This is a genomic window from Lysinibacillus sphaericus OT4b.31, assembly GCF_000392615.1.
Lineage (GTDB): Bacteria > Bacillota > Bacilli > Bacillales_A > Planococcaceae > Lysinibacillus > Lysinibacillus sphaericus_B.
Genome location: NZ_KB933426.1, coordinates 1 through 9366 on the forward strand (window position 1 = coordinate 1; position 9366 = coordinate 9366).

Genomic DNA, 9366 nt, shown 5'->3' on the forward strand with positions numbered 1-9366 from the left:
AAATTACGAAATTGACTCAAGTAACAAGTTATTTAGGTAAATGGGCAATTAAATCTAACTACTTAATAATAGGATGTATTATTAAATTAAGGTCGAAGATTAACGAGAAGTAAGTGGGCAATAGTTGGATTTTTAAGGTTATTTTTGTTTGGTCTGCGGAGTAAAGTTTTTGACATAACGCATTGTGTATGGAAGTGTAAATGGAAAAAGTTATCCAAACAACTATCGTATAAGGTATTATTATATGAGTAAAGTAGGTACGTGAAATCAGTTGTTATTTTAATAGTAACGAAAATGGGGTGAGGAAGTTGAACAAAGTTTCGTATTTTATCGTCAATTCTTTTACTACAGAACTTTACAAGGGAAATCCCGCTGCAGTATGTTTACTGGATGCAACAATTCCTGAGTTGACTATGCAGAAAATTGCTCAGGAGATACCTGTACCAACAACAGCTTTTATCCAAAAGAAAGATCATGTCTTTTTTCTGAGGTGGTTTACGCCAGTAATGGAAATACCGATTTGTGGGCATGGAACAATCGCTAGTGCTTTTCTGCTCTGGCAACAAGGGGTTATACCAGTAGATCGCTCTATTACATTCCAGACGATAAGCGGTCCTTTGCAAGCTAGCTGGAATAATGAAATGGTTGAAATAACCATTAAGAAGTATCCGTTAGAAGAGATTGAATGCCCCTCAGAGCTTGAAGATTGGCTCGGGACGAAACCTATATATGTAGGGAAAACAGACTTAGATTATATCGTGGAACTAAGTCATGAAGAATATATTGCAGAATTTGAACCTGATTTTACTGCAATGAACCACTTTCCAGTACGTGGCGTCTGTATTACGAGTAGGTCTAAGAATGAGGGAATCGACATCGTCTCTAGATTTTTTTCACCAGCACAGGGTATTGATGAAGACCATGTAAATGGTTCTAGTCATGGTGCGTTAGGACCTTACTGGTGTGAAAAATTATCAAAAGAACGTATTGTTAGCAAACAACTGTCAAAACGTGGTGGGGTATTATTTGTGACACCCAAAGTAAATGATGTTGCGATTGCAGGTCCAGCAGTTCAGATATTACGGGGTGAACTATTGATTTAAATCTTTCTTAATTTTAAATAAAAATTAACCGATAAACCCTTATTTATTAAAGTTTATCGGTTATATCAAATGAAGTGAAGATACCTTATCTGAATGTGATTCTTCCAAAATTCCTCGTAGGTGCTAATGGCAATATAAATTACTGGATTACTATTTGAAATACCAATTTTGAGCATTTTGATATAGTATTTTCGCTGCTGCTTGTTCATCAAAATGATGTTCAATTAAATCAATGTCCGAAAATTGAAATGGTCTTTTTGCTCTGGTAGATGGTAAATCTGTTCCAAACATTAATGCATCTGGATTAATGGCATAAATCTCTTTCATCGCATGGACAGGATCAAAATCAATGCGTCCAAATCCTGTTGCTTTTACACGCACACCACTCTCAACTAATGCAAGTAAGTTAGGCAAACCTACTTTTGATAATCCTAAGTGATCAATAGACACTGCTGGAAGTTGTTTAATAATGGGTGCAATTGCAGGAAAATCTTTGGCATTGATATATAACTCGGTATGCCAATTTGCTATTTCATACACACGTTTTGCAAAGGAATCTAAACGTGTCACATCTTCAGAGCCACCACGATTTACATTGAAACGAAGTGCTCGAACCCCTTTTTGATGTAAATCTAAGATTGCTTCATCGGTTGTGTCGAATGGAAGCTGTGTAACGCCAACAAAATATTTTCCTAATTTTTGCATTGCATCAATTAAATACGATTGGTCAAATTTTTGAAAAGAACCTGAAACGATGGCTCCGCCAACTACATCAACAGAATTTACAGTTCGTAAGTAATCGTCTGCAGTAAACGGCTCAGGCATAAACCCTTGATTTTCGTATAAAGGGAAGGCCGGATTAATAATATGCAAATGGGCATCAAAAATTTTCATTATTTCACCTCATTTTTTTGTTGGCTTGATTATAAATCTAATTCCTTTATAAGAATAATCAAATTATTTTATAAAACAGTATAAGTAGAACTTATGACGTTATTTCGAAAAAGGCAGGTTTAAAAAGGACTGTTGATAGACACCATAATGCGTAACCTCGTCGATTCTTCTTAAGCAACGATTGCTTGTGTTGCGCCTACAGGATGGATGTGCTCTGCCACAGAATAAAGCTAAAGAGAAAAGGCGGTGGCCATAACGAGGTGCTGGCTCTTGTTAATTTGCATTGTGCATAAGACATGAATAGAAAGATAATTATTTCTCATCTGTACACTTAATATAGTATTATGAACTAGTATGAAGGAGCGTGAAAATATGAAATTTATTAAATTTCTACTTATATTGTTTGTTTTCATCGGTTTAATTGGTTATGGTGTGTATCATTATGGTACTAAGTTTGCATCTGATAAAATAGTGGAGACGATATCGACGGAATTAGAGAACAACGGACAAATGGAAGAAATAAAGAACACGATTGAAAGTGACCCAGAGTTAAAATCATTTATGGAAGAAGCGAAAACAGTAGATAGTAGTACATTGCCGTTTACGACAAAAGAAGAAGCCACTAAGGTAATCATTCAAAAAGTGGGTATCTCAGAGCTTAATGATATTCGCGTACAATTACAAAACGGTTCCATGACAAAAGAAGAGGCTCTTCAAGAATTCCAAGGAAAATTGACAGAAGAGGAAATAGCAGCGTTAAAAGTCATTGTTTATAAAGAGTTATATCAATAAACCGTTTTGTGCGCAATACAAAAAGAATTTATGTTGTTAGAATAATATTGAGTCAGTTCAAGGACATGCTATAGCAGCATGTCCTATTTTTATGTCCTAAAAGTTTAAAAAAATCGGTTAACCTTGTCCCTGATTGTAGATCCCAACTGTATATAAGTGAATAAAGGCCTAAGTTTTGTCAAAAGGAAGAGTTGCTACAGGATTGAGTAGCTGAAGTGGCTGAAGTCTTCGATAGTGGTATGTAGCACAAATCAAAAGGATTATTCTCGGGTCAATGCAATTGCTAATCGAAGCTCGTTAAACCACAAAACGGAGGGCAATAAGGGGGATGCATATGGCTATAGTTAGAGTGCAAAAGAAGGAAAATTATGTTGTATTAGACAAAGGATTTTTAAATGACAATCGTTTAAGCTGGAAAGCAAAAGGTTTGCTGGCCTATATGCTGTCATTGCCAAATGATTGGTCATTTTGTCTTGCAGATTTAGCAACTCGTAGCAACTGTGGACGTGATGCAACAGGTAATATTGTGAAGGAGCTAATGAAAGCTGGCTATATTCATAAGGAACAGGGAAGAACAAATCGTGGAATGTTCGGCAAAACGGACCTGTTAGTGTTTGAAGTACCACAGTTGACACCGCCTACTGAAAAGCCGTTAACGGACAATCCATCAACGGAAACACCACAAACGGAAAAACCATCACTACTAATTACTAATTCACTAAATAATCATTTACTAAATAATAATAATAATAATGATGCTCGTCATCCCATTGTAGGGAATCCGTCAAAACGCCAAACGGCATGTCAATTTTATGAGCAAAATGGCTTTGGCTCTCTTGTTTGTCATGTAGCGGACAAAATAGATCGATGGTCGGATGAACTATCGGAAGAACTGGTTATTCATGCCATGAAACTAGCTGTTGAAAACAATGTACTTCGTTGGAATTACGTTGAAAAAATCCTACTAGATTGGCGCAACAAGGGGTTAACAACCATTGTAGATGTGGCAGCGGATCGCCAACGATTTGCAGCTCGAAAGCAACATCCTAATGTTAAGCGAGATTCGCAACAAGGTCGTCATGAACTTATTCCTGCATGGTTCCACCAACGACATGAAGACAACACCCAGGTACAAGCTGAACAAGCTATTAACTTTGAAGCTGAACGTAAAAAAATCTTGGCAAAATTAAGCAAGGTGCCAGATAGTTGAAGGAGACAATCGAATAAGGCTATTAAAGCGTTTTATACCATAATGGTTGATCCACATTAAAATAGTCATGATCCGCTAAAATGAGATGGATTCTTTCTAATGCATCATCAAAAGATGGTTCATCATATTTTTTCGTCCACACAATCGTCGAGACGATATTCATTGCTGCATAAAGGGCATATATTCGCCAAAATGTATCGTCTGGAGGTGCTGTAAAATAACCATTTATTTGTCCAATACAAAATGGGATGCTATGTCTTCTGCTAAATAAGGACAGATTATAAAAATCATGATAGGGGTCTCCAAAATCATAGCTATTAAAATCAATTACGCCATTGAACGTGTTATTTTGAACGATGATATGACCTAGATGAAAATCATCATGGAGTAAGGTTATAGGTCGATCTTTAAGAAGATGAAAATTGTTTTCAATAAAGTTGAGTATTTTATGCTCTTTTGGCACTTGATAGCTACCTTTTTTATAGTCATTTAAATAAAAGCTGAATTTCTTTCTTTGAGCTTCTTCCCAGTGCATCGTTTGTGGGACATGGGCATGTAGTTGATGAATTTTTCTTAATTCTTTCCCAGCAGCAAGGCCTAAATTAAATTGTCCCACATCAGAAAGGTTCAAAATGATTTCATCGGCAGGGTATCCTTCAATATAGCTTAATACCATGACCGAAAGATTGGCCTCACTCAATAAAGTACATTCTATGGCTTTATGTGTTTGTACACCTTGTTTTTCTAATGCTTGAAGCAATGAAAATTCGATGGTTCGTTTTTCGTGATATTGTATGTCAGATAATCGTATAAAGTAATGATTTTGGCCGACGGAAACTATGTATTTTTCATCTGGTGAGTATCCTTTTTCGATTTTTTTTATAGAAGAATACCCTTTAAGGCTCGCTATGTGGTCTATTACATCTTCAATTAACAAAGTCAATCCACCTCTCTCGCAACAAGTAAGAATGAAGATAATACTATACGGGCGTATGATTGTCAATAATCTTCTTAGTAAGTAAATATTGTATAATTACTTTGTGTAATATATTAATAGCAAGGAAAGGGAGAAAGCATCATGTTGAAATTCATCGGTTCAGGGAGTGCATTTAATACGAAATTAGGCAATAATTCAGCGTATTATAAAGTAGCCAATCAGATGTTACTGATTGATTGTGGCAGCAATATTTTTCATCGAATCAAGGAAAATCAAATACTGGAAGGGATCGAACACATCCATGTATTGGTGACGCATACGCATGCAGACCATGTAGGAAGCCTGGCTGATTTAATTTTTTATACGTACTATTCACATGGAGAATTTGCAACATCAAAAGTAACTGTTTATTACGTACATGATGTAAAAATGGAAGAGCTGTTGATAATTAACGGCGTTATGCCACAAGCGCATTGTTTAACAAAACAACTGCATGCCGACACACAGTACACACTGCCTTTCTGTAAAGTACGATTTGAGAAATCAAGTCATGTTGAGGAGCTACCATGTTATTCGATTGAGTTACATATTAATAATAGCGTTATTTATTACACCGGAGATACCAATAGCCTAAAATCATCCTTAACGAATGAGCACTATGATTACGTATTTGTAGATACTTGCCAAGCTGATTATGAAGGCAATGTTCATTTGTCACTGCGAAAACTTAGTGAATTAGTTGATCCTAATTTCCGTGCTAAATTTTGGTGTATGCATTTAGATGAAGGTTTTGACCGCCAAGAAGCGCAATCGTTAGGATTTAATGTTGTGATCAATGAGTTTTAAGCTGAAATCAACATCAATTTCTTATTAGATCTTACTGGCGAAAGAAGCTTGTTTAATCCTTTGCTGCATACAATCAACAGTTTCAAGAGTGGAATATAATCATTCAATTAGAGGTAGATGTCAAAATTAAATTGAATTGTGATTAGAAAGGAGCGGGGAACAATGGGGTTATTATTTGCTATTATGGGATTGTTAGTTTTAGTAGTAGTGATCAGTGATTTAAAAAAGAAATTGCATAAGCATGATAATTCACTTGATCGTCGTACAAACCAGTCATCTTGTTAGGATGATAGGCACATTAGTGTTTATAAGAATTCAATCTCAGTAATTGCAACAGATTCGGGTCTTCTTACATTCATTTTCTTATCAACACTCATTTTACTCACTAACATTCCAACTAGCTTTTTCTTTTCGTATACTTCTAATAGTATCCAGTTATCTTATAGCTTTTTTAAAGATAACGCTAATTGTTTTACTCTTATTGGCTTGTTCATTCTGAGTTAATTTTGATAACTCTTGCTTTACCCGTTCTTCATTAGAGTCTTCCTCAAGTTTTCGATTCTTTAAATCGTCATCACTAATTAAATTATTTAGCCAAGCATATTGCCATTTTGAGCGTCTACTTTCAATATCAGATAGTTCTTTCTTTAACATTCTCACTCTGTCTTCCACATTGACAGGAGGGGTATCGGAATTCACTTCATCATTTATCAGCTCATTATAATTCCAATCTTTAATCAAATTTAGAAATTGCACTTCTAAGAAATTTTGAGAAATACCTGGTAAATCACATAATCCGTTTCGTTTACCTACACAGTAGTAACTGTGGGTTATATAACCACGAGCTTTCCCAGATGATTGTTTACTTGACATGGAAGAACCACAGCGAGCACATTTAATTACACTCGTAAATATATAAGGACTAGTTGCTTTTCTCGGATGTACTTGTGAACGAGTGGATAGTAAACGCTGGGCTTCTTCAAAATCTTTTTTGTCTATAATCGCAGGTACAAAGTTTTCAATTTCAAAGTATTGGTCTTTGTTAACGCGGTAGTTATAACGCATAGTTCCCATGTATATCATATTCATTAATACGTAACGTACGGAGTTAAAATGCCACATAGCACCAGCTTTTGTCTTGATACCTCGTTGGTTTAATATTTTTGCTACTTTTCCAACACCGTATTTTCCCGTTAAATATAAATCAAATAACTCTTTTACTATAATAGCTTCCTTTTCATTAATGACTAAATAGTCGCCATCTTTGTCGAAGCCAAGAGGTGCGATACTTACTGTCCATTTTCCTTCTTTCGCTTTTTGATTCAGGCTTGCAGCTGGAATATCAAACACGTATTTTAAGTAAAAAGACAAAGCGTGATTATAGTGAATCTGAGGTGGATGTAGGAAATACACAAGCTAAAACAATTGTGGATGCGCTAATGCCGATTTTATATATTGCAACTTTAATATACATACAAATCTCTGGGGCAATGGAATGGCCTATTATACAGTTAATTCTACTAGCTATTGTTGGTGAACTATTTTTATTAGGATATTGGATCAGTGGTAGAAAAAGTTTATCTAAAAAAAGAAAGAAAGAATTAGAAAAGATGAAGGCTTATGACATATAATCACTAGTAGTTAAAATGACACATTAATATCACTAAACAAATGCCCAGGCACTCAATTCATTTTGAGCCTGGGCTTTTTTGTGTTTATTTTATTTATTTAGGTCAACGGATTTTACATTAAGGGTGTTTTGAGATTGAATAGCCTTTTTATAATTAATATGATTATATATAGCGCCAAATGCCGAAAACAATATGAAAAAGTAACTAATAATACCTGGAACAAAAATAGAAAGCAATAACCACGCCATTAATAATATATACCAAGAGATCACAAATCCTTTACTTCGTTGCCATTTTTTCATTTATGTACACGTCCTTTCAATTACCATTTTAGAAAAGTGTGCGTTAAAAGTACACAACAAAAAACAGACAACTGTGATTAGTTACTATCTTTAACAAATTCAAGTAATTCTTCTACTTGCTGTATTTCTAACGCTTCAGCAATTTTTTGGCATATTAGGGTTTAATCCAATTTCATATTGCTTAAAAACGTATTTTATAAGAATAAGAATTGATGGGGTGAAAACATTTCTAAAAAAAGAAAAATAGTTAGAGTGATTAATGAATGTTGTCCGTCGGTGAAAACTATATGCCCTCCTCCAAGCGCCCCTTGTTTGAGTCTTTGTGACTGTTGTGTTTCTCCACTTCAGTCCGTCTTACAACAACTTGTTGGGCAAACTGTAATTCTTGGCACTATTGCAGATGCACCAAATGTACCGCCTCTCTTTTTTTTATACACTATTGTTGAGGTGAATGATTTTTTAGTTACTGTTACAAATGGAACGACAACCTATGTGGTAAATATTTCTGATGTAACAGGGGTAGGTTTTTTCCCACCAGGACCTAATATCAATTTGTTGCCACCTGTTGATTCTGGGTGTGAATGCAATTGTCGCGAACGGCCAATTAGACAATTGCTGAATACACTTATTGGTTCAACAGTAAATCTTTTGGCAGGTAATGGATCTACAGCAGTAGGTTTTAACGTGGAACAAACAGGTCTTGGTATTGTGTTAGGTACTCTACCAATAAGTCCTAATCAACCAATCTTTAGATTTGCAATTTCAACTTGCAAAATTGTAGCTGTAGGGCAGACTAATTGAATAGAGAATGTTGTGAGAAAGTGGATAATAAAAAATAGTGATTTTAACTGTGGCTTACTTGAAGATTACTGAGCTGTTTAGACAGCTCTTTTTTTTATTCAACTAACAAAGCAAATTAGCTAAATAGGAAGGTAATTTGACACATCATTCCGAAGTAAAAAGAAAGAGTCTGGGGGAGAGAAAGGTGAGCGAAATTAATATTATAAAATTGGAAAATAAGTTAGTGGCATTAATGACAAATAATGCTGGGGACTTTCAATCAAATTAAAAACCCTTAAACGAGCAAATATCAAAGCATACCAAAGGGTTGGTATCAAGAGGATAGGGTAACTTTTTGGATTGAAAAAGATAATAAATTCGTATAGATGTCAATGTTAGAGGAAAAAGTATTGGAACAAAAGCAGTTACTTGGATTACTGATTACATTTTTAGTTTACCTAATAAGAAGGTTAGGATAGAAGCATATACTCGAAGTGACAACATAGCTATGAGAAAAACATTAGCAAATTCGAGGCAGTTATGATAGACAAGGGACTAGAGGATAATTAAAAATCTATTTCTCAGCTCAAAAAACCTCTTTTATTAAAATGAGTAAAAGAACTAGTAAAACGTCTATGCATAGATTTCATTGCTACATATTCTAGCTATATAGAGACCTCTCTATTACTATAAAAAGAAATGAGGGAATTTTTTTGAGTGATCAATTAGATAATCAGATCCAACCTTTTCTTCCTTGTCCTGTATCATCAACTCAACAAACACCATTATCTAGTGCTAATACTCCAGTAATCGCTTCACAGCTTTCCACTCCAATTATTAAAATACCGGTGGTTCTTGCAGAACCAACACT

General features: G+C 34.9%; 9 protein-coding genes and 2 pseudogenes. 7 read left to right on the plus strand and 4 right to left on the minus strand.

What is annotated here, in order from left to right; all coding sequences use genetic code 11:
- The first annotated feature begins 308 nt into the window (after positions 1-308).
- Positions 309-1103, plus strand: a complete 795-nt coding sequence (locus tag H131_RS22395) for a PhzF family phenazine biosynthesis protein (RefSeq protein WP_010861424.1) — start codon at positions 309-311, stop codon at positions 1101-1103.
- A 150-nt stretch (positions 1104-1253) separates the two neighbouring features.
- Here H131_RS22395 and H131_RS22400 read toward each other — a convergent pair whose 3' ends face one another.
- Positions 1254-1997 (minus strand): amidohydrolase family protein, encoded by a 744-nt coding sequence (locus H131_RS22400; RefSeq protein ID WP_010861425.1) that lies wholly within the window; start codon positions 1995-1997, stop codon positions 1254-1256.
- Between the two features lie 372 nt (positions 1998-2369).
- Here H131_RS22400 and H131_RS22405 point away from each other — a divergent pair, with 372 nt between their 5' ends.
- Positions 2370-2789, plus strand: a complete 420-nt coding sequence (locus tag H131_RS22405; RefSeq protein ID WP_010861426.1) for a hypothetical protein — start codon at positions 2370-2372, stop codon at positions 2787-2789.
- 334 nt (positions 2790-3123) lie between these two features.
- Positions 3124-3999 (plus strand): DnaD domain protein, encoded by an 876-nt coding sequence (locus H131_RS22410; protein ID WP_010861427.1) that lies wholly within the window; start codon positions 3124-3126, stop codon positions 3997-3999.
- Between the two features lie 22 nt (positions 4000-4021).
- On the opposite strand, the gene H131_RS22415 is transcribed toward H131_RS22410, so the two are convergent.
- Positions 4022-4936 carry an aminoglycoside phosphotransferase family protein gene (locus H131_RS22415; RefSeq protein ID WP_010861428.1) on the minus strand — a complete coding sequence of 305 codons (915 nt, stop codon included), beginning with the start codon at positions 4934-4936 and terminating at the stop codon, positions 4022-4024.
- Between the two features lie 141 nt (positions 4937-5077).
- Between H131_RS22415 and H131_RS22420 the strand changes: the two genes are divergently transcribed.
- A complete protein-coding gene (locus tag H131_RS22420) occupies positions 5078-5782 on the plus strand; it encodes an MBL fold metallo-hydrolase (RefSeq protein WP_010861429.1) in 705 nt (234 codons plus the stop codon).
- A gap of 435 nt (positions 5783-6217) precedes the next feature.
- Here H131_RS22420 and H131_RS22425 read toward each other — a convergent pair whose 3' ends face one another.
- On the minus strand, positions 6218-7132 hold the full coding sequence (locus tag H131_RS22425) for a recombinase family protein (RefSeq protein ID WP_036132569.1): 915 nt from the start codon (positions 7130-7132) through the stop codon (positions 6218-6220).
- Positions 7133-7176: 44 nt separating this feature from the next.
- On the opposite strand from H131_RS22425, the gene H131_RS22430 reads away from it, so the two are divergent.
- Positions 7177-7413, plus strand: coding sequence for a hypothetical protein (locus tag H131_RS22430; RefSeq protein WP_010861431.1), 237 nt, complete (start codon positions 7177-7179; stop codon positions 7411-7413).
- Between the two features lie 89 nt (positions 7414-7502).
- Here the strand turns inward: H131_RS22430 and H131_RS22435 are convergent, their stop codons facing one another.
- Positions 7503-7715 carry a hypothetical protein gene (locus H131_RS22435; RefSeq protein WP_010861432.1) on the minus strand — a complete coding sequence of 71 codons (213 nt, stop codon included), beginning with the start codon at positions 7713-7715 and terminating at the stop codon, positions 7503-7505.
- A 318-nt stretch (positions 7716-8033) separates the two neighbouring features.
- Here H131_RS22435 and H131_RS22440 point away from each other — a divergent pair.
- Positions 8034-8516, plus strand: a pseudogene (locus tag H131_RS22440) (bclA protein); the annotation flags it as partial.
- Positions 8517-9208: 692 nt separating this feature from the next.
- Positions 9209-9366, plus strand: a pseudogene (locus H131_RS24850) (CsxC family protein); the annotation flags it as partial.